The sequence below is a fragment of the Nocardia sp. NPDC006982 genome, from assembly GCF_042869435.1.
Lineage (GTDB): Bacteria > Actinomycetota > Actinomycetes > Mycobacteriales > Mycobacteriaceae > Nocardia.
Map to the genome: position 1 here is coordinate 1 of NZ_JBIAFV010000011.1, position 26,230 is coordinate 26,230.

Here is a 26,230-nt window from a genome sequence, read left to right on the forward strand (position 1 = left end):
TGCGTCCTGCCATGTCGATCAGTGTCCCTTCTCGGCCCTCATCAGGCCAAACGGGACTCTAATACCAGATGGTCTCATTCATTGGGAGCAGCCCAGGTTTATCCCTCCGCCACCGCTCCAGCCCCTCACCTGTTGAATCCGGTGAGAGGCCCTTCTTCTGTTGGTGGTGCTACATGCTTCGAGCGGCGGTGGTCGAAAACGCACAAGTAAACAGCACATCGTGGATCTTCTGTGTAGACCTGTTGTCAGCGACGGGGTTCCCACAAGGTCGCGACCATCTGAAGTCCTTCTTGCTTTGCCCCGATATGCCTAGTGACCTTGAACCAAACCACGGCATTCTTATCGGTAATCATGCAGTAGCCAGAATCGTCCGCGACTCGGTCGAAGAACTGTGTCCCGTGTACATCTTGCGTAGTCGCCGAATCGAAACAATCTTGCGGAGTTGGTGTTGTCGGCGTGGAATGTCCCCAACGTGTGGAACCCACGGGTGCGATACCGGGGGCAGGGTCGGTAAGGCTGCACGATATTGTCCTCAGCTCGTCAGAGAGTCGGCCCGAGTCATGAGTGGCCCGCGTATCAAAGTCGACGCCTGGGTTATAGCAGCCGTTGAGCTCGGGGAGAGTGAGCGCGCTGTCGGCGTACACCAAGTTCCATGCTGGCGACGTGGGCGCTGGGTTGCCACTGCTGGAGCTCGTGACGGCGGCAGGCACCGCGGCGGTAGAACTGGGCGGGACCGATGCCGACGTGGGGTGCTGCGCGGACTTGTCGCCGCAGGAGACGCTGATAAGGGCGATGGTGATCCCACTGACCGCAGCGATGATAGCGGCAATGATTGTGGAGTCGCGCCAGTTGATTCCGTTGTTGCGTCCAGGCTCGGGATCATTTTGCGGTGGTGTTGGTCGCGGACGCTGTTCTGACACTCGGTTATCCCTGTCTGACGTGAGCTGAGGTCCGGTACGAGCCAGACCCGACGAGCTCATTCCTGGATGAGGTGGCCTGCCCTCGTAACGTCCAGCGCCAGCATAAAGCGTAGGGTGTGTGGCTGCGAGAAATCGCTTCCGCCAACATAATCGGCGACGGGCGCCTGGTTTGGAGGACGGCCAGCTAGCTCTGGATCATGTGGGCCGTCGATGTGAGTAATAAGCCGCTGCCTTGCGAATGGTCGCGGCGCAGTGGTGCCGACAGGGGAATCTCTTCTCTAGGCGCAGCGGCCCACTCGCCGCATATGGGCCGAACGTTTGCAGTAGGTGTGAGGAGTTTTGATACCACAGGATGCAGGGCCTGCCTAGCGCGCGCTGGGTATAGGCCGCCGGTGTCGTCCATCCGCTCGGAGTTGTTCGGCAATGCCAGGGCCGCGGTGGGCTCGCGGGCCGCCGCTATGGAGTGGCGGCGCGGTGAGGCTATCTGGTCGGTGTCGAATTCGTTCAACGATTGCAGCGCTCTGCCGAGCAGAGTCGCCCGTGCCGCCACATCCGCGGCTCGCCGCACCGTTGGGGGACTCGAACTCGATGTACGAAGACGCCGGTAATCGCCGCTGCCGCAACCGATTCATCGCTGGGCGCACGAGTTCCCATACGGGCCCGGCGAACGCTTTCCGGCCAGGTCCGGTGGATCGATTTCTCCTAGTCCCTGTCCGGGAAAGCCTGGCGCACACCGATGGTGATCGCTTCGGCTTCGGCCAACCTGCGGCGTTGGACACGCTTCAGCGCCTCCACGACGCTCACGGTCCGATTGTCGCTGTGTGCATCGATGAACGTGACCACTTCTGGACGTCGGACGGCAATTTGGATCCTCATACCACCCATACCTCGATGGTAATGCGCATGGCTGCAGAAGATGCTCACTGATCGCGCAACCGATTTCGGGTCCGGGTTACTGCCCCGAATCCCGCCGCCGCAGGACAACCGTCTGCTGGTCCAGGTCGACCCCGACCCATGGCGGCGCACCTTGCGCTTCCTCGTCGCGCAGCATCGACACCGAGTCCCGGTGGTCCAGTTCCATCCGTTTCGTCGCGTAGAACATGGCGGTGAACTCGTCGGTGAAGGTGCCGGATACGGGGTTGCGGCGCTTGCGGCGTTTGCGGGTCAAGGCTTCGTAGAGGGCGACGGCCATCAGCAGTAGGACCCAGCCAGGGATGGACCAGCCCAGGAAATCCGTCATATGGCAGCAACGAATACGTCGGCTGTGGAGTTTCTGGGTAAGTCGGCGGCGGGCGGGTATACGGCGATTAGGTAAGCGCGGGGAGGGTGCGCAGCGATGATGCGGTGCAGTACGAGCCGCGCGCGATTGATTCGCGAGAGTTAGATGAGAGAGCCCTATTTTCGATTCGGCGGTCTGCTGGTGCTGATCTGGCTGGTGATCGGCGTCGTTGCCGCGGGGCAGCGGCACTATTTCGACAGCGGTCCGGTCAATTGCGCCGGCTTCGGCACGATTGCGGTGACGGTGATCGCCGGCCCGCTCAACTATATGGGCGTGAACCCGAAGATCTCCGACTGCAATGTGCCCCAACCGAGCCAGTAATGCGTGAGAACTGAGTTCCGAGGGTTCGGCCACCCTCAGGGCTCAGGGCGTGCTCTGCCGGGCGGCGACATGCCGTGCGGTCGGGCGCGCCCGACCGCGCCCGGCAAGATGCGACAATTCGCTGAAACCCGTGCGCGCGGTTTGCGGGAGAGATATGGGCGAGATGAAACTTGGCAGCGTGCTGATCGTGCTCTGGTTGGTCGTCGGCGTTGTCGCCGCGGGGCAGCGGCACTATTTCGACAGCGGTCCGATCAACTGTGCGGGCTTCGGCACGATCGCACTGACCGTCCTCGCGGGCCCGCTCAACTACATGGGCGTGAACCCGAAGATCGCCGATTGCAATGTCCCGCAACCGAGTCCCTAGATCGGTACCGGCTCCAGATCCCGCTGCGGCTCATGAGCTTTCGTCGACCCACTGCCGGAAGCGCCCGCCGAGGCGATGATGACGAAGCCGATACCCGCGCACTGAACGAGCGCGAGATCTTCGCCGAGCAAAAGCAGTCCGGCCGCGGCCGCGACCGCTGGTTCCAGACTCATCAGCACACCGAAGGTGGCGGCCGAAATCCGGCGCAGCGCTTCGAGTTCGATGGCGTGCGGCACCAGCGACGAGAGCACGGCGACAACGGCGAGCGCCACGAGCACCAGGGGATCGAACAGCGCCGGGCTCGCGTTCGCGAAGGCGACGGGTAGCGCCAGTAAACCGCCGAACGCCATCGCGAGCGCCAAACCGTCGTGTCCTGACGTATGCCTCCCGACCACCTCACTGCATGCGATGTAGGCACCCCACCCCGCACCTGCGGCAATCGCGAACAGCACGCCGGTCCACGACACCGAACCACCGGTTTTCATCATCAGCAGCACACCCAGCCCGGCCACCAGCGTCCACACCAGGTCACGCGGGCGACGCGAGGCGATGACCGCAACGGTGAGCGGTCCGAGGAAATCCAGGGTGACCGCCATACCGAGCGGAATGCGTTCGATGGCGGCATAGAAGCACAGATTCATCCCGGCGACGGCGACACCGAGGCCGATGACGCCGGGTAGTGCCGCGCGGTCGACGCGCAGCGAGGGCCGCCACAGCAGCAGTGCGATGGCGCCGGCGAAGGCCAGACGCACGCTTGCCGCCGTGCCGGCGCCGATGATCTCGAACAGATACTTGGCCAACCCGGCACCCAGCTGGATACTGACCATAGCGGCGAGGATGAGGATGGGCGCGGGCACCGCGCGAGCCGCGCGTGGCTGAACCTTCACAGCCCGAAAGCTAGGTGTCCTAAGTAAATGACGATGGACTGGTCGGTTTCTCGAAAACGGTGCTTACCTTGCCGATCGATGCCCGATCTGTGGTGATCGGCACAAGTGCTCATCCGGCCGGAGAGTGATCGTCTCGCGTGCGGGTATCCGAGTTGGTACGCGAGTGCGAAAGGAAGCGATGACTATGCGCGAGCGTGTGACCCATCCGAGACCAGCGCCTTCCGCTGGTGCGCGACTGTTTGCGATGCTTCTGCTGATCTGGCTGGTCGTCGGCGTTGTCGCCGCAGGTCAGCGCCACAACTTCGACAGCGCCCCGATCAACTGTGCCGGTTTCGGCACCATTGCCGTGACGGCGCTGGCCGGTCCGCTCAACTACATGGGTGTGAACCCGAAGGTCGAGGAGTGTAACCTCCCGCAGCCCAGTCAGTAATGCCAGTTCTCCCACCGGAATTCGAGTTGTCATCGGCGAATTCCACTGGGAGCGTTCCCAATTCGAAACAGCCGCCCCAAACCGGCTGTCGCACCTCGTCGGGCGCCGGCCGCCCGCTCATCTCGATGGTGAACGCACTCGGCCCCGCACCCGAGAATCCGGGTGCGGGGCCGCCGCGGGAGTTCCGATCAGCTCACGCCGACCGGCACCTTCGCTGTCTCCGTGGACCGCTGCTGCAGCTCACGCAGCTTCGCGCCCTCGACGTCGATATTCGGCAGGATCCGATCCAGCCACTTCGGAATCCACCAGGACCATTTGCCCATCAGCACCAGCAGCGATGGGATCACGACCATCCGGACGATGAACGCGTCGATCAATACGCCCGCCGCCAGTGCGAAACCCATGGACTTCGCTGTGATGTCGGTTTCCAGCAGGAAGGAGCCGAACACCGAGATCATGATGACCGCGGCCGCGGTGACGACTCGGGCACCGTGGTGATAACCGGCGATCATCGCTTCCTTCGGCGACTTGCCGTCGACGAATTCCTCGCGCATCCGAGTCACCAGGAACACCTGGTAGTCCATGGCCAGACCGAACACCAGACCGATCAGCATGATCGGCAGGAAACTGACCAGCGGATGCGGATCCTCGATCAGCCCGAGCTTGCCCTGCTGGAAGATCAGCACGGTCGCACCGAAGGTGGCCGCCATGGAGAGCAGGAAGCCGAGCGCCGCGGTCAGCGGCACCAGGATCGAGCGGAATACCAGGATCAGCAGCAGGAATGCGGCACCGGCCACGATCGCCAGATACGGCACGATCTTGCTGAGCAGCACATGGTCGACATCGGCAAAGATCGCCGTGGTGCCGGTGATGCCGTATTCGATGCCGTACTCGGACTGCATCTGCGCTTCGGCATCGCGGGCGTCACTGACCAGATCCTTGGTGGCCTGGTTGTTCGGACCCGACTTCGGCACGCCGTCGAGCAGTGCGCCCGCCTTGTCCTCACCGCTCCACTTGGGCTCGGTCACGTAATCCATGCCCGGGTACGACGCGAGCTTGGACCGCAGCGCGTTCACCGCGGCCTCGCGTCGGTCGGCGGCCACATTGGTGAGGTCGACCGCGACATTCAGCACGCCGTTGCTGCCCTCACCGAAGCCCTCGGTGCGCAGCTCGTAGGCCTTGCGGATGGTTGAGGTCTTCGGCTGGCTGTCATCGCCGGGCAGGCCGAGGTTCAGACCGGCGGCGGGTGCGGCGAGCAGACCGAGCACGACCACGCTGAGTAGCAGCGTCACCGCGGGCGCCCGGCCGATCAAACGGCCGAAGCGCATGCCGTTGGTGACCGACTTGTCGTCCTCGGGATCGTGCTGGGCCACGATCGGCAGCTTCGGCTTGAACAGGAACCGGCCGAACGCGCCGAGCAGCGCCGGCATCAGCGTGATGGCGGTGAGCACCGCGAACGCCGCGGCGATCGCACCACCCAGGCCCATGAACGTCATGAACTGGACGCCGACGATACTCAGTCCGCCGAGTGCGATGATGACTGTCAGACCGGCGAACACCACCGCCGAACCCGCCGTGCCGAGTGCGGTACCGGCCGCCTCCTCCGGCGAATCCTGCACTGCCAGTTCGTGTTTGTAGCGCGACACGATGAACAGCGCGTAGTCGATCGACAGGGCGATGCCGATCATGGACGCGAGGAAGGTGGTGAAGCTGGGCACCTCGATGATCGAGGTACCGAGGAAGATCAGCGAGGTGGCCGCGCCGAGGCCGACGATCGCGGTGATGATCGGCACGAAGGCGGCGACGATGGCGCCGAAGGCGATGATCATGACGACCAGCGCGATGCCCATGCCGATCTGCTCGGACTTACCGCTGGGGCCCTCGTTCTTCTGCGCGATCGAGCCGCTCATCTCCACCTGCAGCCCAGCATTGCGGGCATCGCTTGCGACGTTGTAGGCCACTTCGCGCTGCTCGTCGGTGACGTCGGTGAACTTCTTGATAGTGAATGGGACGCTGAAGAACGCGACCGAGTCGGGCGCCGTCTTGCTGAGCACGTTCAGCGGTGCGCCACTGCACTTGGACGGATCCGGGTCGGTGATGCAGCCCGACTTCTCGGCGGCCTCGACCGGATCCATCACCGGCTTGCTGTGGTCGACGATGTCGAGCGTGCCGAGCTTGGCGATGAAGGCCTCCAGCGCCGCCCGGTTCGCCGGATCGGTCAGCTTCTGGCCATCGGGTGCGGCAATGACATAGGTGCCGGTGACGGCGTCGAATTTGAAGGCGTCGGAGGCGCCGGGAAAGTGCTTGTCGAGAATGTCGTTTGCACGGGCGGACGGCAGCGCCGGCATGCTGAAGTCATTGGTCATCGGCTCTTTGAGCTGCGCACCGAGGCCGCCGAGCAGCAGGAAGAGGACAATCCAGACCGGAAGCACTATCCATTTCCTGCGGAAAGCGAACTTCCCCCATCTATACAGATAAACGGACACGAAAGGGTTCTCCTAGTTGACCTTTTCGAGCGACCTGCAAGCAGTCACTACGGATGGCTGGTTACGTGCTGATTCGTGGCGCGTAGACAAGCACTCGCGGGGATTGCCCTGCCGGCCCCCGCCTCCAATTGACGCTTTCTGCCTACCGTGCGGTAGGTAGACTACCCAGGAGCTAAGCGGAGGTACAACCTCAATTCTGGTGGCAACGTTAGCTCAGCGCATAAGTGGTGAGAGGATCATCCCATGATTGTTCGTGACGCGGGCGACACTGTTGTCGCAGGTGGCGGCACAAAAATGGCAATTCGCGACGCTGCGGTAAAGCTATTCGGGGCCAAGGGTTTCGAACAGACGAGCCTGCGCGAGGTCGCGGATGCGGTAGGAATCACAAAGGCTTCGCTCTACTATCACTACGCCTCGAAGTTAGATCTGTTACTCGCGATCGTCGATCCGATCGTGGATCACTTGCGCTCGGTGATCGAGGATATCGATGCGGTCCCGCATGACGAGGAGGGCGTGCGTGCTGTGTTGCGCGCCTATTTGCGCGGCATGATCCGCCATCGCGACGCGGGTGCGCTGTGCGTGCGCGACACCGTCGCGATCATCAATGTCATGGCCGACCGGTATCCGGACATGCTGGATTCCACTCGGGTGCTGCGCGAATGGCTCGCCGGACCCGGCGCCGACGATGTCGCCAAGCTGCGCGCCAGTGCGGCACTGGAAGTGCTCGGGGTCGCGCTGTTGTCCACCGAACTCGTGCCCGGGGTGGAGGATTCGGTGGTGGAACGCACACTTCTGGACGCGGCCACCTGTGTACTGACCGGCTGCCATACCGCGTAGATTCGTTCGAACACCGAAGAGGCCAGGGAGTAGCCGCCGTGCACATCACCGCGAGGGTCGATTACGCGGTGCGGACCCTATTGGAGATCGCCCGCGCACCGCAGATCCACCGTGCGTCGGATCGGGTCGCCGTGCAGGTCGCCCCGGTGGTGAAGGCCGAGGCGATTTCGACCGCGCAGCATATTCCGCCCAAGGTGCTCGAGACCGTACTCGCCGAATTGCGCAGAGCTGATCTGGTGACCAGTAGACGCGGCCCGGACGGCGGCTATTGGCTGGCCCGCCCGGCCGCGCAGATCTCCATCGCCGATGTGATCCGCGCGATCGAGGGCCCGCTGGCCTCGGTGCGCGGCGAGCGTCCGGAGGATGTGCGGTATCCGGGTGCGGCCGAACCGTTGCAGCGGGTGTGGATCGCGCTGCGGGTGAATATTCGTGCGGTGCTGGAGAATGTCTCCATCGACGACATCGCGCAGGACCGGCTGCCCGGATTCATCGGGACACTCACCGAGGATCCCGGTGCCTGGGCCCGACGATAATCCGAATCGGAGCACACCGGGCGAAAGCCTCTCGCGCGAACATCGCTGCTGGTCAGGAATGTTCGCGACGTACCGCGCGGATTGCCGGTAGCCTCCTTTTCATCATGCTGATCAGACTGCTTCGCACTCATCTGGCCCCTTACCGGGCCCAATTGGCGGGCGTCGTCGGCCTACAACTCATCTCGGTCATCGCGATGCTGTACCTGCCGACCCTGAACGCCGACCTGATCGATAACGGTGTCACCAAGGGCGATATCGGCTACATCTGGACCACCGGTCTGTGGATGCTCGCCGTCACCGGCGTACAGATCATCGCCTCGGCCTGCTCGGTCTATCTCGGCGCGCAGGCCGCGATGGGCGCGGGTCGGGATCTGCGCGGCGCGGTGCTGCACCGGGTCGGCACCTTCTCCGCGCGCGAGGTCGGCATGTTCGGCGCGCCCTCGCTTATCACCCGCAATACCAACGATATTCAGCAGGTTCAGCTGCTGATCGTGATGTCGGCCACCATCCTGGTGATGGCGCCGATCATGTGTATCGGTGGCATCTTCATGGCGCTGCGCGAGGACCTCGGGCTGTCCTGGCTGCTGCTCATCGCGGTGCCCGCACTTGCCATTTCGATGGGTGTCATCGTGGCGAAGATGGTGCCCGGCTTCCGCGATATGCAGCACCGGATCGATGGGGTCAACCGGGTGCTGCGCGAGCAGATCACCGGCATCCGGGTGGTGCGAGCGTTCGTGCGCGAACGGCAGGAGACCTGGCGCTTCGGCGTGGCCAACACCGAACTCACCGAATCCTCGCTGCGGGTCGGGCGGCTGATGGCGCTGATGTTCCCGCTGGTCATGCTGATCAGCAATATCACTGCCGTCGGGGTGATCTGGTTCGGCGGACACCTCATCAACGACGGCAAAATGCAGATCGGCTCGCTCACCGCGATGCTGTCCTACATCATGCAGATCCTGATGGCCGTCATGATGGCCTCGTTCCTGGCCATGATGGCGCCGCGCGCGGCCGTCTCGGCCGACCGGATCGGTGAGGTAATCGAGACCGAAACTTCGGTACTACCGCCGCGGCTGCCGCAGCCGTTCAAGGGCGATCCGGCGCAGGTAGATCTGCAATTCGCCGAATTCGCCTTTCCCGGTGCGGAGAAACCGGTGCTGTCCGCGATCCGGTTCCAGGTCGAGCCGGGTACGACCACGGCGATCGTCGGTTCCACCGGCGCGGGCAAGACGACACTGCTCAATCTGATTCCCCGGCTCGTCGATGTGACCGATGGCGCGGTCTACGTCGGCGGTACCGATGTGCGTCACATCGACCTCCAAGTGCTGCGCGAACAGATCGGGCTGGTGCCGCAGAAGGCGTATCTGTTCTCCGGCACGATCGCGAGCAATCTGCGCTACGGCAATCCGGACGCCACCGACGAGGAACTGTGGCGATGTCTGGAGATCGCCCAGGCCGCCGACTTCGTTCGCGATATGCCGCAGGGTTTGCAGACGCCGGTCGCGCAGGGCGGCACCACTGTTTCGGGTGGACAGCGTCAGCGGTTGGCCATCGCGCGGGCGCTGGTGAAGAAGCCGCGGGTCTACCTGTTCGACGATTCGTTCTCCGCACTGGATGTCGCCACCGATGCCCGACTGCGCGAGGCATTGCGACCGGAGACCAGGGATGCCTCGGTAATCATTGTGGCGCAACGGGTTACCACCATCCGCGATGCCGATCAGATCGTGGTGCTCGAAGACGGCGTGATGGCCGGGATCGGCACCCATGAGCAGCTGATGCGCGATTGCGCGGAATACCAGGAGATCGTCGCTTCGCAGCTCGGCGCCGATGAGGCCGTCGTGCTCGCCAAGCGCAACGTACCGCCGCCCGATGCGAGCGGTGACGGGTATCGGACCCGGCGGGAGGAGATCCGATGAGACCCGGAGCGGTGAATCCCGGTGCGCCGGATGCGAAAGCGAAATCGTTCGGTCCGTCGCTGCAGCGGTTGTTGCGCAGGCTGGCGCCCGAGCGACTGTACGTCGGCGTGATCGTCGGGCTCGCGATCATCTCGGTGGTGCTGAATACGCTCGGCCCTTACATCCTCGGCAAGGCCACCAACGTGGTATTCGATGGTGTCGTCGGCCGCCAATTGCCGAGTGGCATCACCAAAGAAGAGGCGATCCAGCGCCTGCGGGCCGCAGGCAACAACACCTTCGCCGACATGCTGGGCGCGATGGATGTCACCCCGGGTGTCGGTGTGGATTTCGGTGCGGTCGGCCGGGTGCTGATGCTGGTGCTGCTGCTCTACATCGGCGCCGCGGTCTTCAGCTGGCTGCAGTCCTTCCTGCTCAATATCGTCATCAACCGCACGGTGAAGCGGTTGCGCAGCGATGTCGAGGACAAGATCCATCGACTTCCGTTGCGCTACTTCGATTCCACACCGCGCGGTGACCTGCTCAGCCGCGTCACCAATGACGTCGACAATGTGTCGCAGACCCTGCAGCAGACCATGAGCCAGCTGATCCTTTCGCTGTTCTCGGTGGTCGGCATCCTGATCATGATGTTCTGGATTTCGCCGCTGCTCGCATTGATCGCCCTGCTCACCGTGCCCGCCGCGATCGTGGTCACCACGCAGATCGCCAAACGCTCCAAACCGCACTTCGTGAACCAGTGGAAGTACACCGGCATGGTGAACGCGCAGGTCGAGGAGGCCTTCACCGGGCACGAGGTGGTCACCGCATTCGGCCGCAACCGCGAGGTCGGTCAGGAATTCGACAAGCGCAACAACGATCTCTACGAGTCGAGTTTCAAGGCGCAGTTCATCTCCGGGCTGATCATGCCCGCGATCATGTTCCTCGGGAATGTGAACTTCGTGCTGGTCGCGCTGGTCGGCGGCCTGCGCGTGGCGACCGGCAATCTGTCGCTCGGTGAGGTGCAGGCCTTCATCCAGTACTCCCGGCAGTTCAGCCAGCCGCTGACCCAGATCGGCGCGATGGCGAACCTACTGCAATCCGGTGTCGCATCGGCCGAGCGGATCTTCGAGATCCTCGATGCCGAGGAGCAGTCGGCGGATCCGGTCATGGAGAACACCCGTCCGGTCGATCGCGGCCGGGTCGAGTTCGAGGCGGTGTCGTTCCGCTACGAACCGGAGACGCCGGTCATCGAGCGGCTGTCGCTGGTCGCCGAACCGGGACATGTGGTCGCCATTGTCGGTCCGACCGGTGCGGGAAAGACCACCCTGGTGAATCTGCTGCTGCGGTTCTACGAACTCGACGCGGGCACTATCACCATCGACGGCGTCGATATCACCGATATCACCCGCGATCACCTGCGTTCCAGGATCGGCATGGTGCTGCAGGACACCTGGCTGTTCAAGGGCACCATCCGGGAGAACATCGCCTACGGCAGTCCGAATGCGAGCGAGGCGGATATTCTCGAGGCCGCCCGCGCCGCCTATGTCGACCGTTTCGTACACGCGCTGCCGCACGGATACGACACGGTGATCGATGAGGAGGGTTCGGGCGTCAGCGCTGGTGAGAAGCAGCTGATCACCATTGCCCGCGCATTCCTGGCCAAGCCGTCCATCCTGGTGCTCGACGAGGCGACGAGTTCGGTCGACACCCGCACCGAGGCGCTGGTCCAGCACGCGACCGCGGCCCTGCGCCGGGACCGCACCAGCTTCGTCATCGCCCACCGCCTGTCCACCATCCGCGACGCCGACCTGATCGTCGTCATGGAGGCGGGCCGCATTGTCGAACACGGCAACCACGAGCGCCTCCTCGAAGAACGCGGCGCCTACTACCGCCTCTACAACGCCCAGTTCGCCGCGGCCGCCGCCGAGGCCTGACCCGTGACGCCGCATAGCTGTTGGCTGTGCGACAGCATGGTGCGGGGCACTGCGGCGTGCCTGAGAGGATGTACAGCGTGGCTGATCCTGGAGCTTTCTCGTTCACCGTCGGTACCCGCATCCCGGGGCGACACGGTCGAACGGGCATGATCAGCACACCGCACGGTGATATCGCGACGCCCGCATTCATTCCGGTCGGCACCAAGGCGACGGTGAAGGCGGTGCTGCCCGAGACCATGAAGGAACTCGGCGCGCAGGCGCTGCTGGCGAATGCCTACCACCTGTACCTGCAGCCGGGCCCGGACATCGTGGACGAGGCGGGTGGGCTGAGCGAATTCATGAACTGGCCCGGCCCGACCTTCACCGACAGCGGCGGCTTCCAGGTGATGTCGCTGGGGGTCGGCTTCAAGAAGGTGCTGGCCATGGAGGCGGTCGACGTCCGCAGCGATGACGTGATCGCGAAAGGCAAAGAGCGCTTGGCCACCGTCGACGATGACGGCGTTACCTTCCGCTCGCACCTCGACGGCTCGAAACACCGGTTCACCCCGGAGGTTTCGATGGGCATCCAGCATCAACTCGGTGCGGACATCATGTTCGCCTTCGACGAGCTGACCACCCTGCTGAATACCCGTGCATACCAGGAGAAGTCGCTGCAGCGCACGCACGAATGGGCGCAGCGCTGCATCGACGAGCACGAAAGGCTGACCGCCGCGCGCACCCATCGCCCATATCAGGCGCTGTTCGCGGTGATCCAGGGCGCGCAGTACGAAGACCTGCGGCGCAAGGCCTGTCGGGAACTGGAATCGCTGCGCGGCAGTACCGGAACGGGTTTCGACGGTTACGGCATCGGCGGCGCACTGGAGAAACACAATCTCGGCGCCATCGTCGGCTGGTGCTGCGACGAACTGCCCGAGGACAAGCCGCGGCATATGCTCGGCATCAGCGAACCGGAGGACGTCTTCGTCGCGGTGGAGAACGGAGCGGACACCTTCGACTGTGTGAACCCGTCCCGGGTCGCACGCAATGCGGCGATCTATGTCGCCGACGGCAGATTCAATATCAATACCGCCAGATTCCGCCGCGACTTCACCCCGATCGACGACACGTGCGACTGCTACACCTGCGCGAATTACACCCGGGCCTATATCCATCACCTGTTCAAGGCCAAGGAGATGCTGGCCTCGACCCTGTGCACGATTCACAACGAGCGCTACACGATTCGGCTCGTCGACCGGATTCGCGAGAGCATCGAGGACGGCTGCTTCGACGAGTTCAAGGCCGAAACGTTAGGCCGCTGGAAAGGTCGCTCTGTCTGATTGCCGCGCCTTCGGCGCGGCGTGTTCGCGGCCCCCGGGTGTCTCGCGTCCGAGCTGTCGAGACTCGCGACTTCGTCGCATGCGCTTCAACGGCTCGGACGCGAGACGGGCCGCGAACTCCTCGCTCGTAAGACTCGCTCCGTGGTGGCTGGGAAGGGTTTGGATCCTTACTGCTTCAGCACTTCCGCTGACCGCCCCAGGTTCGCTCGAGCACCTCGCGATGTGTCGGGAGCGCCGACTCGGGCGCGAGACGTCGCTCGTAAGACTCGCTCCGTTGTGGTTGCGCCCGAGCGGGCCTGTGGCGGAACAACTTTCAGCTCAGGAGCGCGGGAGTTTCGCGTGGCGCGTAGCTCGGTTCGTGCTTCTTCAGGAAGGCGATCACCCGGTAGGTGATCGGCAGCACGATGACCTCGGCGAGCGTCTTCCAGACGAAGCCGACGATCACGTAGTTCACGAACTGTCCCCAGCTGTCGATGCCGATGGCGGTGGCCGCGATCGAGCAGAAGATCAGCGTGTCACCGAATTCACCGACGACCGTGGAGCCGATCAGCCGCGCCCACAGGTGCTTCTCCTTGGTCTTCTCCTTGATAAATACCAGCGAGGCCGAATTCAGCATCTCGCCGACGAAGTACCCGGCCAGGCCCGCGGCGACCAGCTGCGGGGTGGTGCCGATGACGGATCGAAAGGCTTCCTGATTGTCGTAGAAGGTCGCGGCGGGCAGCTCGATGGCGATCTTGAAGCAGATGACCGCGAGCAGCAGGATGGCGAAGCCGTAGTAGATGGCCCGGCGGGCGGCCTTGAAGCCGTACACCTCGCTCAGGACGTCGCCGATGATGTAGGCCAGGGGGAACAGGAACCACGCACCGTCGGTGGAGATCGGCAGGATCTCGATGGGGCCCAGCTTCACCGAATGATCGGTGAAGAATTGGACGCCTTTGGTTGCGCAGATATTCGAGATGATCAGCGTCGCGGTGAACAGGGCGACGATGGGGGTGTAGTAGCCCCGCGCGGCGACGGCGAATGCCGCGTGGGCCGCTGCGGGGCCCCCAGATTCTGGGTGTTCTTCGACTGTTTTGGACTCACTCACGCGCTTCATCCAACCAGGTTGTGGAATAGGCTGTACCAATGACGAATCCCGGCGATTCCGACGAATGGTGGAAACAGTACGGCGGCGAAGGCGTGTCGCCGGAGGCTGGCTCCCAGGGGTCGGTACCGCAGTACCCCTCGGCACCGCAGTACCCGTCCGCGCCGCAGTACCCGCAGCAGCCGGCTCCGACGCCGCCACCTCAGCCGCAGTCGCAGTACCCGAGCTACCCGCAGCAGCCGGTCGCCGGCCCGCAGCAGCCGTACCCGCAGACCCCAGCCTATCCGGGCGCGTATCAGCCGTATGGCTATCCGCAGCAGGCCCAGGGCACTAATGGCCTCGCAATCGGTTCGCTGGTCGCCTCGGTGGTCGGGCTGTGCACCTGCATCGGTTCGATCGTCGGGATCGTGCTCGGTGTCATCGCACTCAACCAGATCAAGGAGCGCGGACAGGAGGGCCGCGGCTTGGCGCTGGCTGGTATCTGGGTGGGCGCGGGCGGCATCGTGCTCGCCATCGTCTACGTGATTCTCAACGTCGCGCTCTCGACGACATAGGACTCGAAAACATCAGGGGCGCTCCCGATTTCGGGAGCGCCCCTGAGCTGTATCCGGTGTCGGCGATCAGGCCTTGACGACCTGGGTGCCGCCGGCGAACTTGTCGTGCCAGCCCTGCTTGTTCGGGTCCTGCGAGGTGGTGATGATCATGTAGATGACCAGGCCGAGCTCGGCCAAGCCACCGATGCACGGAATGATGCCGAGGGCGACATAGAGGTTGCGCTTCAGCGAAACCTCCGGGGTGACCTTCGCCGCGCCGCCGGGGGCGACGACCTTGAGGCCCAGGATCTTCTTGCCGAGGGTGGTGCCCTGCGAGGTCTCCATGCCGACGAAGTACGCGAGCCCTGCGATCGCGCCAACCAGACCGGTCACGATCTGCCCGCCGAGTCCGGAGCCCACGATGAGCGTGATGATGACGGAGATCGGGATGCCGACGATCAGGTGATCGATGATGCGGGCGCCGATCCGGGCTCCGATATCACCGGGCTGTCCGCCGTATCCGTATCCCGGCTGCTCGCCATAGGGCTGCTGGGGGTAGGGCTGCTGCTGGCCGTAGGGATCCTGCGGCTGCTGACCGTATTGCGGCTGCTGTCCGTACTGCGGCGGCTGCTGACCGTACTGGGGCTGCTGACCGTACTGGGGCTGCTGACCGTACTGCGGCGGCTGCTGGCCGTACTGGGGCTGTCCACCCTGCGGGTACTGCTGGCCGCCTGGGTATTGTTGCCCGCCTTGCGGATATTGGTTGGGGTCGTACCCACCGCTTGTCATATGTGTGTCCTCGTCAGTGATCAGTAGATCGGTCGATTGCGTACGTTACGGACATCGCGCGGGTTGCAACAACCCATTCTCATCGAGTATCCACGGTTCCCGGGTCAGATCGGCCGGGTCGAACCCGTCGAGTAGTTCGGCAGGCGAAATCGGGGGATAGCCCAGGGAACTGGCCAGTGCGGCCGCGACGCGATCGGGTGTGTTGCCGAGGGCGAGCTGATCGGCGAGTGTCACCGCGCCGTCGCGCTTGGCCAGTCGCTTGCCCGCGGCATTCAGCACCAGCGGCACATGTGCGTAGTGCGGTACCGGAAGGTCGAGCAGCGTCGCGAGATAGGCCTGACGTGGCGTCGACGGCAGCAGATCGTCACCGCGGACCACCTGATCGATGCCCTGCTCCGCATCGTCGACGACGACGGCCAGGTTGTACGCCGGAATTCCGTCGCCGCGGCGCAGTACGACATCGTCGACGGGACCGCGGTAGCGCCCGTGCAATTCATCGGTGATCTCGAATTCGGTTGCGTGCGCACGCAACCGCAACGCGGCCGGGCGTCCGTCGATGCGATGCGCGGCCCGCTCGGCTTCGGTCAGATCACGGCAGGTGCCCGGATAGTGGCCGAGCGGTCCGTGCGGTGCGGTCGCGGCCTGCTGGATTTCCCTTCGGGTGCAATAGCACTCGTAGGTGAGCCCGGCCGCCGTGAGTTGATCGATGGCCGCTCGATAGTGCGGCAGCCGGTCGCTCTGCCGGACTACGGGGCCGTCCCAATCCAGTCCGATCGCGGCGAGATCCGCCAGTTGGCGCTGTTCGGCGCCGGGCCGGACGCGATCCAGATCGTCGATCCGGAGCACGAAGCGGCGTCCGGTCGATCGCGCGAACAACCAGGCCAGCACCGCGGTGCGCAGATTTCCGATGTGCAGATCGCCGGACGGGCTTGGGGCGTACCTGCCTGCTGGATTTCTGATTACTGGCACGTTTGCCATGCTAGGGGTTACGGCGTGGGTCACCGGATCAGCAGCTGCGGCTTGAGTCGGTCTTCGGTAATGGAGGTTCCGCTGTCGAGGGCAGCAAGCAGGTCCTCGGCGTGCGCGATGAGACCCGCGCGGTCGATTCCGTACGGCACAGCAGTGTTTCGCTCGGCCTCATAGGCGCGCAGCCGGGTCACCGCACGGGTGAGCAGCGTGCGCGCGCCCTTCGGATTCGCGCGCTGGATGTGGGTGAGGCCGACCGCATATTGCGCCAGACCCTGCCACAGCATCCTTTCGGCGAACGGCCCGTTCTTCCATGCGGCCTCCAATACCTCGTGTGCGTTGAATGCCAGGCCGTCATCCAGCAGTTGCTGGGCGTAGGAAAGGGTTTGCTGGGGCGGCAGATTCAGGTCGTCCGGAATTCGCGGCACGCCGACGCTGCCGACGGGCAGCGGCCGCCCGAACCGGTCGCGTGGGCGGGGATTGCGTGCGCGACCTGCCTCGTCGCGCGGGCGTTCGACCATGCTGCCCATCATCCACGGACGGAGTCGAAGGCGTCCACCCGAGTTGGTTCGATCACGACTAATTGACGGATCACGGAGCAATCACATCCCAAAAAGTTTGCTGCCCAGCAAACATAGAAATGAATGTCATCTTCTGGCAATGTTCCCGCAACTCCCCATCTTCGCAAGATTGGCAAATGCGAGCATTGAATGGGCAAGAGATCGGCAAATTCTCGAGGAACCTGCTACTGTTTACCGCGCGGGGGCGACCCCGCGAGGTGAATTCACCTCGAAGTGCAGTGCGATCACGACGCACCGTGAAAGTCGCGCGCTTTGGCAAGGCGCACCGCGGGATTCGGCGTTCCGCGCCGGATGCCGGTGCTAGTTAGAACGATGTCAGAAGAATAATCTCGTTCTCGACGCAGCAAAGGAGCTAGTGCCGTGGAAGTTGACTTGACGGGCGCTGTGTGGCGTAAGAGCACATACAGCGGCCCCGACGGGAACTGCGTGGAAGTTGCATTTCTCGTCGACGGCAACGTGGCGGTCCGCGACACCAAAGACAACGGCTATGGTCCGTTGTTGGCGTTTACGCCCGGCGAGTGGAACGCGTTCCTAAACGGAATGTCAAAGGGGGAGTTCGGCCGCGCCTGAACAACAGGTACGTCCGAACCAACAGCACGGGCCCCGGGTCGGCACGGACTCGGGGCCTTCGCAGGTGCTCAGCGCCCTTTCTCAGTGGTGCTGGCCGTCGGTCTCCTCCTGAGCTGCGCGTAGTACGGCGAGCTGCCTGCGCTCTTCCTCGTGCTCGGCCGCCATGTGCGCGCGGGATTCCTGCCACGGATCGGGTCGGAAGAATCCGCCGGTGCCCGGCTTGCCCGCCGAACCCAGCTTGTTCATCTTCTTCGGCACCGTCGCGCCCTGATAGGTCAACGGAATCGGGTGACCGTGCTCGTCGACCGGACCGAGCGGCTGGTGGATCTCGATGTACTCGCCGTGCGGCAGCCGTCTGATAATGCCGGTCTCGATGCCGTGCTCCAGCACCGCGCGGTCGCTGCGCTGCAGGCCCAGGCAAATGCGGTAAGCGGCGAAGTAGGCCACCGCGGGAAGGGTCAGAATGCCGATCCGGCCGACCCAGGTGGTCGCGTTCAGTGAGACATCGAATTTATAAGCGATGATGTCGTTCACGCAGGACAGCGTCAGTACCACGTAGAAGGTGATCGCCATCGCGCCGATCGCGGTGCGGACCGGCACGTCACGCGGGCGCTGCAGCAGGTTGTGGTGTGCGGTGTCCTTGGTCAGGCGCCGTTCGATCCACGGATAGGCGATCAGCACGGTGAAGACCAAGCCCATGATCATCGCACCCCAGAACGGTGCGGGCACGGTATAGCGGCCCGGATACAGCTCCCAGGGCGGGATCAGGCGCATCATGCCGTCTGTCCACATCATGTAGAAGTCCGGCTGGGTGCCCGCCGATACCTTGGCCGGGCTGTAGGGCCCGAAGGCCCAGATCGGGTTGATCTGCAGCAGGCCGCCCATAAGTGCGACGACACCGAGGGTGAACGCGAAGAACGCGCCCTGATCCAGCGAGAACACCGGCACGATGCGTGTGCCGATCACATTGCGTTCGGTGCGGCCGGGACCAGGGAACTGGGTGTGCTTCTGATACCAGACCAGCGCGATATGCGCGGCGATCAGCGCGAGCATGATGCCGGGGAACAGCAGTACGTGCGCGATGAACAGGCGCGGAAGGATGATCTCGCCCGGATAGTCGCCGCCGAACATCAACCAGTGCATCCAGGTGCCGATGAGCGGGATGCCGAGCGTGATGGAAGAGAACGCCGCCCGCAGGCCGGTGCCCGAGAGCAGGTCGTCGGGCAGCGAGTAGCCGAAGTACCCCTCGAACATGGCCAGGATCAGCAGCAGCGAGCCGAGTACCCAGTTCGCTTCGCGCGGCTTGCGGAACGCGCCGGTGAAGAAGATGCGGAACAGGTGCACGATGATCGAGGCCGCGAAAAGCAGTGCTGCCCAATGGTGCACCTGGCGCACGAACAAACCGCCGCGGACCTCGAAGGAGAGGTTCAGCGCCGTCTCATAGGCGCGGGTCATCGATACCCCGCGCAGCGGCTGGTAAGCGCCGTTGTAGGTGACCTCGGCCATCGATGGGTCGAAGTACAGCGTCAGATAGGTACCGGACAGCACCAGGATGATGAAGCTGTAGAGCGCGATCTCGCCGAGTAAGAACGACCAGTGGGTCGGAAAAACCTTGTTGATCGACCGTTTGATGAATCTCGCGGCCTGATATCGCTCGTCGAAGGAGTTGGCTTGTTCGCCTGCCTTACGACCTATGTCAATAGCCATGGCCGACACCCCGCTCTGGTGAGTGGTGGTATGTGTTCTACTACAGACGGTAGCAGGGGATCGGCCGGGAATCGATAGGTTTCCCTGAACCGCAATGTGGAACAAGATCATTCAGTTTCCCGGTGCCGACCAATAGTGCCGGTAACCGGTGTCATATCGTCGAGTCGTGAGTACGGTGGCCGCCCAGGACGCGACGATGTACTGGCTGTCGGGCCGTACCCGAAATGACCTCTTCATGCTGTATTGCTTCGAAGATTCCGGGCGTTCCGGTGCGCAACTGCGCGAGTTCGTCGCGCACCGCAGCGCGGAGATTGCCGACCTGTCGGTGCGGCTGCGGGAGCTGCCCGCAGATCTGGACTATCCGGCATGGGTTCGGTGTGAATTCCGTGCCGAGCAATTTGTGGAACATATGCTTCCGGAACCAGATTGGCCGAGTGTGTGTGAGGTGCTCGGCAAACTGCTCGGTACCGGGGTGGACGCCGCGGTGCGGCCATGGCGGTTGCATGTGTTTCGTGAGGTCGTAGGTGCGCCGGGGGGTGCTGGACCGGCAATGGTAGCTGTGTTGCAGATGTCGCACGCGTTGGCGGATGGGCGACGGGGTGCGGAGCTCGCCAGGGGGTTGTTTTCCGAGGTTGGTGGGGCCGAGGTGGTTGCGCGGGACGTTTCGTCTGCGCAAGCGCCGGTGAATCCCATGCATGTGAATTCGGTGCTGGCGCTGCTTCGGATGCCGATTCAGTTCGCGCGCACGGTGATTCGTGGCTATCAGGCATTCCGTGCGCAGCAGCAGCTGGCCGAATTGACCAGTGCGGGAAGGCTTCCGGGGCCGGGACCCGCGTTCACACCGAGTCTGGTGAACCGTAGCGATTCGACAGATGGGCATGCCCATCAGGTGCGGATGATCGTCTGCGATGCCGAACGACTGCGCATCCCGGGCCGCACCGTGACCGTGGTCGCGCTGACCGCAGTGTCGATCGCACTCGATCGCTATCTGACGGCGCGGGGGGAACGACCGGACCGCCTCGGCGCGCAAGTGCCGATGGCCTTGTCCGACAATCGGATAGCCGCTCGCAATAACTACCGAAGCCTCGGTGTCGACCTGTTCATCGACGAACCGGACCTGCTGGCTCGCGCGAACAAGATCGCCGCAGCCCTCGCCGATCGCCGAACCCGCGCACAGCACCCACTGCTCACCGCACAGGACCGCGTCACCGCCGTCACCCCAGCGCCACTACTGCGCCGCGACATCGAGCGCTACCTACTCGACACCGTCCCCGACTCCATCGCCGGACACACGGTGGTCTCCAGCGTCCACCGCGGCCCCGCCGACCTGACCTTCGGCGGCGCACCCGTCCGCTTCACCGGCGGCTTCCCCGCAATCGGCTCGGTCATGCACCTGACCCACGGCGTACACGGCCTCGGCGACACCGTCACCGTCTCGATCCACGCCGATACCGCCGCACTACCGGACATAGACACTTACGTCGACTTGCTACGCGATGCCCTGAACGAGTTATTCGACTGTGCCATAGCTGAATTGGGCGAGCCCGAAACCTCAACCGAGTGATTCACCGCAGCCCGACGCCGTACTTCTAGTTATGGCCGAGCGACATCGAAAATGTTCGAATGCATTGAACGCCTACACATTCGGGCGGAGACCGCGGCGGCGGCAATCGAGCGGGGCGGAACCACAACCACATCACCAACCGACTTGGCTGAATGCCCGAAACGATCGCGGGGAAGCCGCCGGTGAAGCGGACGGGTGCGCCGCCGAGCGGTCGCGAGCCGGCCATCGCAGACATCCGAGAGCAAGCCCAGCCCGTGGTTCCGGTTCGAATACCAGTTCGAGGATCGGACGGGGCGCTACTGCTGGATTGGCGCGAGCACGTCCGGGAAGCCGAACATCGCGACCAGCGCCGAGTCGTGGAGTGCGATCACTCGGGAGACTCCGGTAGTAGTTGGGGCCAGCACCACGATGCCGTTTGCCCGGAACACACAGTCGGCGTCTCGGTAGTAGATGACGGCGGCTGGCTGGCCGTTGGCTGTAGTAGCGATCATCCGCCAGTCGCCGGGTGTGCCGAGCACGTACGCGTCGAGCATATGGATGCACCGCACCCGGCCTGCGTACCATTCGCGGAATGGCGTCGCCTCCAGCGTGGCGTCGGTGCGCAGCACTTGTTCCAGCAGACCGGCATCGGAACGCTCGAAGGCTGCGATGTAGCCGTCGAGTAGTGCGCGTGCCCGCTGGTCGGTCGGTTCGAGCAGTTCCTCGGGCTCCGGATCCAGTTCGTCGAGCCGGGCGCGGGCGCGCTGCAGACCGCTCTTGACCGCCGCCGTAGTGGTGCCGAGGATCTCCGCGGTTTCGGCCGCGGAGAACGCCAGCACCTCGCGCAGGATGAGGATCGCGCGCTGGCGGGCGGGCAGGTGCTGCAGGCTGGCGATGAGTGCCAGCCGTAGCGACTCTCGTGCGATCACCGCCGCGGCCGGATCGTCGGCGGCCGGGGCGATCCACCCGTCCGGCAACGGTTCCAGCCACGAGACCTCGCCCGGCGCAACGTGACTCGGCGGGCGATCGGGCCCGTCGTAAGCCCCGGTCAGGCCCGAGGGCAGCACCCGGATCCGGCGCGGCTGCAAGGCCGTCAGGCAGACATTGGTGGCGATCTTGTAGAGCCAGGACCGAATCGACGCGCGCCCTTCGAAGCCGGCGTAAGAACGCCATGCCCGAAGATATGTTTCCTGTACCAGGTCCTCCGCGTCCTGGGACGAGCCGACCATGCGGTAGCAGTGCGCCAGTAGCTCCCGGCGGAACCGCTCGGTTTCGGCGGCGAACCGGTCCTGGTTCGCCGCCTCCGGCACGTGCGCCGTCATGTCGCGAGTGTAGGCCGTAGCCGGCTGGCCGGATGTGCGGTGGAATCCCACAGGCAGCTCCTTGTCCGGACCGCTCCCGCCGGTCGGGACGGTCGCTGATTACGACCGGGATGCTGTTGTGAAGGAATCGAAACGCAGCTCAGGGGTGGTCACGGCACCAGTGCCAGTTTGCCGGTGGTGGTGCGGGTTTCGAGTTCCGCGAGGGCTTTCGGGCCGTCGGACAAGTCGTAGGCGGTGGGGCGAGCGGGAGTGAGGACGCCAGCGGTGATGAGCGCGGACAGCTCACCCATGAGCTCGCCGAATATCTGCGGTGCGGCCTGGCTCAGCACGCCGATGTTGAGGCCGATGATGTGGACCTGGTGCTTGTACACCAACTCCCAGTTGGTGATCGCGGCTTTACCGCCTGCCACGCCGTAGACGACGATCCGGCCGGTGACCCGCTTGGCCGCGGCCAGGCCGGCGGCGAAGGTTGCGCCGCCGGCGGACTCGAGCACAAGATCGGCGCCGATGCCGCCGGTCAGCCGCAGTACCTCGGCGGCGAGGTCCTCGGTGCGGGAGTCCAGGACGTGGTCGGCGCCGAGTGCCCGCACAGTCTCGTGCTTGCCCGGCGAGGCAGTGGCGATGACCGTCGCACCATAGTGCTTGGCCATGGTCACCGCGGCCTGGCCGGTCGCGCCCGCCGCGGCGTGGATCAGCACGGTCTCCCCTGCGGTGATGCGGCCCAGAGGCCTGAGCGCGGCCAGCGCGGTGGGCCAGTTCACGACCAAGCCCAGCGCCTGCTCGGCCGTCCAGCTGTCCGGCACCGGAACCGCCGCAGCCGAGGGCAGGACCATGTACTCGGCGAAAGCCCCGTAGCCGACGCCGATAACCGTGGCCCCTGGTTGCGGGCAGGTCGTAGCCTCACCCACTGCCACGACCTCGCCGGCGGCCTCGAAACCCGCCAGATACGGTGGTTGCGGGCCGTCGAGGAACGTGCCGTAGGCCCGCGAGATATCGGCGAAGTTGACACCGGCGGCCGCGACCCGGATCAGGACCTCGCCCGGGCCGGGCACCGGGACCGGCGCGTCGATGATCGACCGCATATCCTGCGGACCCTTCAGCGAGGTCTGCTGCAGGGCGCGCATAGTGGTGGGAATACTCACAGCAATCAGCTCTCTTTCTCGGCTTGCCTCGTCGACCATGTAGACCTCGGTCGCCACGGAAAGGAATCGGCGGCCGCGAATCGTCCGAAAAACGACGGACCGGTGAGCCTGCGCGCACGCCCTGCGGCACAGCGACCTTGGCAGCAGGCGACGACAGCGAGCTGTGCTGCCGTCCACCGCGCTGACCGCACCAGCGGCCGACGGGCGAGACCCGCTGCGGCGCAGGACATCCTGTAGTGCCGAGTCGAGTGTGTCCAACTGCGTCGGCGATATCAGCGGCGACAATCTATGACCCGGTCGTAGTCACCGAGACATGAAACCCCGCTGTGGCCCCGACCATGGGTCAGCCCGACTGATGTGTGGATCGGCGTCACAGAACCCATGGTGCGCCGCCGGGGCGGGCTGCGGAAAGTGACAGCCGCGAACGCAACCATGTCTAAACGGAGGATTGAGTGTTGACCGCGTCGATGCCCGGGTCGAGCAGTGGTTGACAGTGGTCCGAAAAGAAACAGCAGGTCAGGACATGAAAACATGTCCTGACCTGCTATTTCGTGGCGGAGGATAGGGGATTTGAACCCCTGAGGGCGTTAACCCAACCCGCGTTCCAGGCGAGCGCCATAGGCCACTAGGCGAATCCTCCGTGCAGCAGCATACCGGGTGCCCCCGGCCGGTCGCCAAATTGGGGCTGCTCGGGGCGGGAACTCCCAGTTCGGTCCCGTTTCGACCCATTGCGGTCCACCCCGGTGGTGATCATTGTCGGATCCGCCCGCTACACTTGCATACGGATCCCGCGCGGCGCGCATCCTGTGAACTCCCCCAGGGCCGGAAGGCAGCAAGGGTCAACGGGCTCTGCCGGGTGCGCGGGGTCCCCTATATTCACTCCAATTCGGAGCAACCGCCGGGTAACGTGAACACGGTCCGCCGGACGTCGAACGCGCTCGGCTGGATCGAACGGTCCGACCGCGGTAATCGGCTCGGACGTCATCGCCCCTTCGCTGCTTCGAAAGGCTGCTCAGGATGCCCCGGCAAACGCAGATCGGTTTGATGAGCCCCCCGGAGCTCGTGTCCGAACACGAGACCCAGACCGCGAATTACGCGACGCTCAAGACCGAGAAGCTCACGCTGGATCTGACCAGGGGTAAACCTTCGCCGGAACAACTCGACCTCTCCGCGGAACTGCTCACGCTGCCCGGCCCCGGCGATTTCAAGGACGGCGCCGGCACCGATTGCCGCAACTACGGTGGGCTGCACGGTCTCCCGGAATTGCGTGCGATCTTCGGTGAGCTGCTCGGCATTCCGGTCGAGAACCTGATCGCGGGCAATAACGCCAGCCTCGAGCTGATGCACGATGTGATCAGCTACGCATTGCTGTACGGCACACCGGATTCCGAGCGGCGCTGGGTGGCCGAGCCCACGCTGAAGTTCCTGTGCCCGAGCCCCGGCTATGACCGGCACTTCGCGATCACCGAGGCGCTCGGCTTCGAGATGATTCCGATTCCGATCGGTCACGATGGACCGGATGTGCACGCCATCGCCGCACTGGTGGCCGATGATCCGCAGATCAAGGGTCTGTGGGCGGTGCCGAACTACTCCAACCCGACCGGTGTCATCTTCTCCGAAGAGGTTGTCCAGGAGTTGGTTTCGATGCCAACCGCGGCGGCGGACTTCCGCCTGTTCTGGGACAACGCCTACGCGGTGCATCCGCTGACCGATACCGCCGCACCCGTCCTCGATGTGCTCGGTATGGCCGCCGCGGCCGGAAACCCGAACCGTCCCATTGTTTTCGCTTCCACCTCGAAGATCACCTTCGCCGGTGCGGGGGTGAGCTTCCTCGGTGCGTCCACGCCGAACCTGAACTGGTACCTCGACCACGCGGCGAAGAAGAGCATCGGCCCGGACAAGATCAACCAACTGCGTCACCTGCGGTTCTTCAAGGATGCCGACGGCGTGCGCGCGCATATGCAGAAGCATCGCGCCATCCTCGAACCGAAATTCGCACTGGTACTGAAGATTCTGGAGGATCGGCTCGGCGCGTCCAAGGTGGCGTCCTGGACCGAGCCGAAGGGCGGCTACTTCATCAGCCTCGATGTCCTGGAGGGCACCGCGGCCAGGGTGATCGCGCTGGCCAAGGATGCTGGCATCGCGCTCACCGCGGCCGGTTCGGCCTTCCCGTACCGGAATGACCCGGAGGACAAGAACATCCGCATCGCCCCCAGCTTCCCCCAGCTGCCGGAACTGGAGAAGGCGATGGACGGTCTGGCCACCTGCGTACTGCTCGCGGCCACTGAGAAGCTGCTTCAGAAATAGTCGGCGAATTCGGTGGGCGCGTATCGAATCCGATACGCGTCCACCGTATTTCAAGCCTCCAGCAGCGCCGCCAATCGTGCCAGATCGGCCCGATTGGCGCGCCGCATCGCCGCCTCCATGATCGGTGCGGCCAGTTTGCCGAATCCGCTGGGAGTTCCGGTGTTGCGCAGGATCATTCGGGTGCGGTCCGGTCCGGCGTCGGCCCAGGCGTAGGTCGTCTCCATCGGGAACGGTCCCTCGACGGTGCGCATTACGAGTCGTTCGCCGGGTGTGTACTCGACTACTTCATATGTGTACACGAGTTGCCTGCCGAGGAATCGCGCGACGAATTCCATGCGCGATCCGATCCGCAGTGGCGGCTCGGTCTGCCATTCGATGCGGTCGATATTGGCGTACCACCGTGGGGCGTTCGTCGGATCGCCCGCGAAGGCGGCGACCTGAGCGCGTGGACACTCGATCACCGCCTCCGTCGATACGTCGACGGCCACGA

The 26,230-nt window shown here is 64.3% G+C and carries 22 protein-coding genes, 1 tRNA gene, 1 other RNA gene and 1 pseudogene; 13 read left to right on the forward strand and 12 right to left on the reverse strand.

Translation table 11 applies throughout. The features are described from left to right. Positions 1-1,872: 1,872 nt before the first annotated feature. A complete protein-coding gene (locus ACFYOW_RS33435) occupies positions 1,873-2,160 on the reverse strand; it encodes a DUF6191 domain-containing protein (RefSeq protein ID WP_387294068.1) in 288 nt (95 codons plus the stop codon). Between the two features lie 144 nt (positions 2,161-2,304). Between ACFYOW_RS33435 and ACFYOW_RS33440 the strand changes: the two genes are divergently transcribed. Next, the gene (locus ACFYOW_RS33440; RefSeq protein WP_387294069.1) at positions 2,305-2,520 is read left to right on the forward strand and encodes a hypothetical protein; all 216 of its coding nucleotides are present in this window, start codon (positions 2,305-2,307) and stop codon (positions 2,518-2,520) included. A 163-nt stretch (positions 2,521-2,683) separates the two neighbouring features. Then, positions 2,684-2,884: a hypothetical protein gene (locus ACFYOW_RS33445; protein ID WP_387294266.1), complete on the forward strand. Its 201-nt coding sequence runs from the start codon at positions 2,684-2,686 to the stop codon at positions 2,882-2,884. On the opposite strand, the gene ACFYOW_RS33450 is transcribed toward ACFYOW_RS33445, so the two are convergent. Further along, positions 2,881-3,771, reverse strand: coding sequence for a DMT family transporter (locus tag ACFYOW_RS33450; RefSeq protein WP_387294070.1), 891 nt, complete (start codon positions 3,769-3,771; stop codon positions 2,881-2,883). The two genes, ACFYOW_RS33445 and ACFYOW_RS33450, sit on opposite strands and share 4 nt — an antisense overlap. Positions 3,772-4,015: 244 nt before the next feature. Between ACFYOW_RS33450 and ACFYOW_RS33455 the strand changes: the two genes are divergently transcribed. After that, the gene (locus ACFYOW_RS33455; RefSeq protein ID WP_387294071.1) at positions 4,016-4,201 is read left to right on the forward strand and encodes a hypothetical protein; all 186 of its coding nucleotides are present in this window, start codon (positions 4,016-4,018) and stop codon (positions 4,199-4,201) included. Between the two features lie 188 nt (positions 4,202-4,389). Here the strand turns inward: ACFYOW_RS33455 and ACFYOW_RS33460 are convergent, their stop codons facing one another. Beyond that, on the reverse strand, positions 4,390-6,687 hold the full coding sequence (locus ACFYOW_RS33460) for an MMPL family transporter (protein ID WP_387294072.1): 2,298 nt from the start codon (positions 6,685-6,687) through the stop codon (positions 4,390-4,392). 243 nt (positions 6,688-6,930) lie between these two features. On the opposite strand from ACFYOW_RS33460, the gene ACFYOW_RS33465 reads away from it, so the two are divergent. The 5 genes and pseudogenes from ACFYOW_RS33465 to tgt all read left to right on the forward strand — a co-directional run bounded on the left by ACFYOW_RS33465 (position 6,931) and on the right by tgt (position 13,196). Next, positions 6,931-7,524: a TetR/AcrR family transcriptional regulator gene (locus ACFYOW_RS33465; protein ID WP_387294073.1), complete on the forward strand. Its 594-nt coding sequence runs from the start codon at positions 6,931-6,933 to the stop codon at positions 7,522-7,524. 38 nt (positions 7,525-7,562) lie between these two features. Beyond that, on the forward strand, positions 7,563-8,057 hold the full coding sequence (locus ACFYOW_RS33470; RefSeq protein ID WP_387294074.1) for an RrF2 family transcriptional regulator: 495 nt from the start codon (positions 7,563-7,565) through the stop codon (positions 8,055-8,057). A gap of 104 nt (positions 8,058-8,161) precedes the next feature. Next, a pseudogene (locus ACFYOW_RS33475) lies at positions 8,162-9,889 on the forward strand (ABC transporter ATP-binding protein); the annotation flags it as partial. A 77-nt stretch (positions 9,890-9,966) separates the two neighbouring features. After that, positions 9,967-11,880: an ABC transporter ATP-binding protein gene (locus ACFYOW_RS33480; RefSeq protein WP_387294075.1), complete on the forward strand. Its 1,914-nt coding sequence runs from the start codon at positions 9,967-9,969 to the stop codon at positions 11,878-11,880. A gap of 77 nt (positions 11,881-11,957) precedes the next feature. After that, positions 11,958-13,196 carry a tRNA guanosine(34) transglycosylase Tgt gene (gene tgt / locus ACFYOW_RS33485; protein WP_387294076.1) on the forward strand — a complete coding sequence of 413 codons (1,239 nt, stop codon included), beginning with the start codon at positions 11,958-11,960 and terminating at the stop codon, positions 13,194-13,196. 313 nt (positions 13,197-13,509) lie between these two features. Here tgt and ACFYOW_RS33490 read toward each other — a convergent pair whose 3' ends face one another. After that, positions 13,510-14,292 carry a queuosine precursor transporter gene (locus ACFYOW_RS33490; RefSeq protein ID WP_387294077.1) on the reverse strand — a complete coding sequence of 261 codons (783 nt, stop codon included), beginning with the start codon at positions 14,290-14,292 and terminating at the stop codon, positions 13,510-13,512. A 29-nt stretch (positions 14,293-14,321) separates the two neighbouring features. Between ACFYOW_RS33490 and ACFYOW_RS33495 the strand changes: the two genes are divergently transcribed. Continuing rightward, positions 14,322-14,834 (forward strand): DUF4190 domain-containing protein, encoded by a 513-nt coding sequence (locus ACFYOW_RS33495; protein WP_387294078.1) that lies wholly within the window; start codon positions 14,322-14,324, stop codon positions 14,832-14,834. A 66-nt stretch (positions 14,835-14,900) separates the two neighbouring features. On the opposite strand, the gene ACFYOW_RS33500 is transcribed toward ACFYOW_RS33495, so the two are convergent. The 3 genes from ACFYOW_RS33500 to ACFYOW_RS33510 are packed head-to-tail and all read right to left on the reverse strand — an operon-like array spanning position 14,901 to position 17,089. Then, a complete protein-coding gene (locus ACFYOW_RS33500; RefSeq protein ID WP_387294079.1) occupies positions 14,901-15,602 on the reverse strand; it encodes an RDD family protein in 702 nt (233 codons plus the stop codon). Between the two features lie 45 nt (positions 15,603-15,647). Continuing rightward, positions 15,648-16,580, reverse strand: a complete 933-nt coding sequence (gene gluQRS, locus ACFYOW_RS33505) for a tRNA glutamyl-Q(34) synthetase GluQRS (RefSeq protein ID WP_387294080.1) — start codon at positions 16,578-16,580, stop codon at positions 15,648-15,650. Positions 16,581-16,600: 20 nt separating this feature from the next. Then, positions 16,601-17,089 (reverse strand): DUF309 domain-containing protein, encoded by a 489-nt coding sequence (locus ACFYOW_RS33510; RefSeq protein ID WP_387294081.1) that lies wholly within the window; start codon positions 17,087-17,089, stop codon positions 16,601-16,603. A gap of 420 nt (positions 17,090-17,509) precedes the next feature. On the opposite strand from ACFYOW_RS33510, the gene ACFYOW_RS33515 reads away from it, so the two are divergent. After that, positions 17,510-17,719: a DUF397 domain-containing protein gene (locus ACFYOW_RS33515; protein WP_387294082.1), complete on the forward strand. Its 210-nt coding sequence runs from the start codon at positions 17,510-17,512 to the stop codon at positions 17,717-17,719. Between the two features lie 81 nt (positions 17,720-17,800). Here ACFYOW_RS33515 and ACFYOW_RS33520 read toward each other — a convergent pair whose 3' ends face one another. Then, positions 17,801-19,426: a cytochrome bc complex cytochrome b subunit gene (locus ACFYOW_RS33520; RefSeq protein ID WP_387294083.1), complete on the reverse strand. Its 1,626-nt coding sequence runs from the start codon at positions 19,424-19,426 to the stop codon at positions 17,801-17,803. A 166-nt stretch (positions 19,427-19,592) separates the two neighbouring features. Here ACFYOW_RS33520 and ACFYOW_RS33525 point away from each other — a divergent pair, with 166 nt between their 5' ends. Then, complete coding sequence (locus ACFYOW_RS33525; protein WP_387294084.1) at positions 19,593-20,990, forward strand: WS/DGAT domain-containing protein; 1,398 nt, start codon at positions 19,593-19,595, stop codon at positions 20,988-20,990. A gap of 296 nt (positions 20,991-21,286) precedes the next feature. Here the strand turns inward: ACFYOW_RS33525 and ACFYOW_RS33530 are convergent, their stop codons facing one another. From ACFYOW_RS33530 to ACFYOW_RS33540, 3 genes are all read right to left on the reverse strand, one after another. Further along, the gene (locus tag ACFYOW_RS33530; RefSeq protein WP_387294085.1) at positions 21,287-22,291 is read right to left on the reverse strand and encodes an RNA polymerase subunit sigma-70; all 1,005 of its coding nucleotides are present in this window, start codon (positions 22,289-22,291) and stop codon (positions 21,287-21,289) included. Positions 22,292-22,440: 149 nt separating this feature from the next. Next, positions 22,441-23,433 (reverse strand): zinc-binding dehydrogenase, encoded by a 993-nt coding sequence (locus ACFYOW_RS33535; protein ID WP_387294086.1) that lies wholly within the window; start codon positions 23,431-23,433, stop codon positions 22,441-22,443. 552 nt (positions 23,434-23,985) lie between these two features. After that, positions 23,986-24,073: transfer RNA gene (locus tag ACFYOW_RS33540), tRNA-Ser, on the reverse strand. Positions 24,074-24,213: 140 nt separating this feature from the next. Here ACFYOW_RS33540 and ffs point away from each other — a divergent pair. Both ffs and ACFYOW_RS33550 read left to right on the forward strand, forming a co-directional pair. Beyond that, positions 24,214-24,308, forward strand: an RNA gene (gene ffs / locus ACFYOW_RS33545) — signal recognition particle sRNA small type. 142 nt (positions 24,309-24,450) lie between these two features. Continuing rightward, positions 24,451-25,740, forward strand: a complete 1,290-nt coding sequence (locus ACFYOW_RS33550) for an aminotransferase class I/II-fold pyridoxal phosphate-dependent enzyme (protein ID WP_387294087.1) — start codon at positions 24,451-24,453, stop codon at positions 25,738-25,740. Between the two features lie 50 nt (positions 25,741-25,790). Here ACFYOW_RS33550 and ACFYOW_RS33555 read toward each other — a convergent pair whose 3' ends face one another. Beyond that, positions 25,791-26,228 (reverse strand): SRPBCC family protein, encoded by a 438-nt coding sequence (locus tag ACFYOW_RS33555; protein WP_387294088.1) that lies wholly within the window; start codon positions 26,226-26,228, stop codon positions 25,791-25,793. Between the last annotated feature and the right edge of the window lie 2 nt (positions 26,229-26,230).